At 48.9% G+C, this 2,145-nt stretch carries 1 protein-coding gene; it reads right to left on the reverse strand.

The features are described 5' to 3' along the window. Window positions 1-223: 223 nt before the first annotated feature. Window positions 224-1,600, reverse strand: coding sequence for a Na+/H+ antiporter NhaA (gene nhaA / locus ACUHMQ_RS20485; RefSeq protein ID WP_445297299.1), 1,377 nt, complete (start codon window positions 1,598-1,600; stop codon window positions 224-226). Window positions 1,601-2,145 lie beyond the last annotated feature (545 nt).

The following is a 2,145-nucleotide window of genomic DNA, read 5'->3' on the forward strand; positions in this document are numbered from 1 at the left end:
GCACTAACTTGATGGCTTCCGCTCGGTATTCCGACGTATAGCTTTGTGTTTCTCTCTTACTCACCGCAGCCTCCTGTTGGCTCAAGTTTACCAATCAGGTGTGTCTACGGAATTCAGGCTACCTCATCATGCATGTAGCGCCGTTTGGCAAAATATTGCGGGCAATAGATGTCTCACTATAGGGCTGCGCTATTCTCAACTAATGTGGGTCGATCCACCGATGTTATCGAGCCGTTATATCCACCGGTATGGGATTCGACACTGAATGACAGGTGTTAGCCGGCGGTAATAACCAAGCTAGCAGCGCAAGACCCCCTATAGCTGAAATAACCGAGGCAGATAAAATACCTAACCTGGCAGTATGAAGCAGGTTTTCATCCAATGCCAAATCGGCGATAAATAGCGCCATGGTAAACCCGATCCCGGCAAGCAAGCCGCTCGCTATTAATACTCCCCAACTCATGTCGTTTGAACGGGTGGCGATGCCTAGACGTATGGCAAGCCAGCTGAAGGAAACGATGCCGAGAGGTTTACCGAGAACCAGTCCCACAATAATCGCAACTGAGAGGGGGTCGCTGAAGCTCTTTAAAGAAATGGGTGTCCCGGCATTTGCAAAAGCGAAGATGGGCATAATAACGAAGCTAACCCATGGGTGTAGCGCAAGTTCCAATCGTTCGACTGGAGATAGCGTTTCGCGAGCGGCGATCTCCGCCGTATGTAATAGTTGACGAGCTTCTGGATTGCCGCTCCAGTGATCGCCCGAGGGAGACGCAGTTATGCGGTCCATAACGGCGTGTAGACGTTGATCGCTGACCCAGGACGAGGTTGGAGTTATTAAACCCAATATCACACCCGTGATTGTGGCGTGAATCCCGGATGCATCGATAGCAATCCAAATCAATCCACCCAATACCACATAGATCAAGACAGATCGAACTCCCACTAATGAAAACACATACATTAGTGCGACACCAAAGACACCGAAGAGAAGGGCAATCCAATTGAATTGATGGCTGTAGCCAATCGCAACGACCAGAATCACACCAATGTCATCAGCAACAACTAGCGAAAGCAAAAATACCCTTAGGCTATGAGGAACGCGAGAACCAAGCAGGGCCAGACAAGCGACGACAAACGCTGTATCGGTGGACATAACCGTCCCCCACCCTGATTCACCTGGTTGCCCGTGCTGCAACGTCAGGTAAAGCGAAGCAGGCACCAGCATACCGCCTAGTGCAGCCGCCACGGATAAAGCTGCCACACGTGGTTCGCGTAGTTCGCCTAGGGCAAATTCACGTTTAAGCTCTAAGGCGACAACAAAGAAAAACAAGGTCAGCAAACCGTCGTTAGTCCAATCCTTCAACGAGCGGGTCCACTCAAACGAGCCAAACCGCAATCCCACCTCTGTCTCCCAGCTGTTCAAAAAATAGGGCGCCCACGGGGAGTTAGATAGAACCAATGCTACGACGGTAAACAAGAGGAGAATGGCACCGCCAGCAGCTTCAATGCGGAAAAATCTGGCAAACGTCTGGGTAACGCGCTGAATTGGCTCAGCTGGTAGATAGGCAGGTCCTGAAGTTGATTGCTGATTGTTACCCATGAACCTACCAACTTTAAAGAGAGGAGCGAATAACCTTCTACGTTCAGCGAAAATTAAGAATTTGCTTGAAAAATCTCATTGACTTTGAACACTTGCTATAGCTTCCCAATCCCGCGATCAAAAAGGGCTAAAGAAGGCCATAATTTATGATGGGAAATGTTACGAATGCTTAATTAGAGTAAGTTGTAAAGAGAATGGTTCGAAATTAAGAACGTTTTGGCGAACAGCTCCACGTGCTTGCACCAGATTTACGGCAGCTAATCAGATTTTTTATCGCGTTGTTGATCATGCAGAGTGAATCGATATCCGGCTTAGTTTCTGTAATCACTTAGCGACTTGTTCCCCTACCCGCAACTGATTTCTCGATCTAACTGTCAGTGTTGGGGTGTAAAGCTGGCTACCCTCCATATGATCAGTAGTTCGGTAATCCCCCCATTTTTAAGGGGAGTCAGAAGTAGCGCTATGCGACCATGGCCAGCCGCTGTATTGGGGTAATACCGCCCAAGGCCATGTTAGGGCGTTCGTGATTGTAGAACCAGATCCAA

Source organism: Chitinimonas violaceus (assembly GCF_052601015.1).

Bases quoted from the DNA above. Each gene is read 5' to 3' on its own strand.
- nhaA (WP_445297299.1), bottom strand. From the start codon at position 1,600: ATGGGTAACAATCAGCAATCAACTTCAGGACCTGCCTATCTACCAGCT.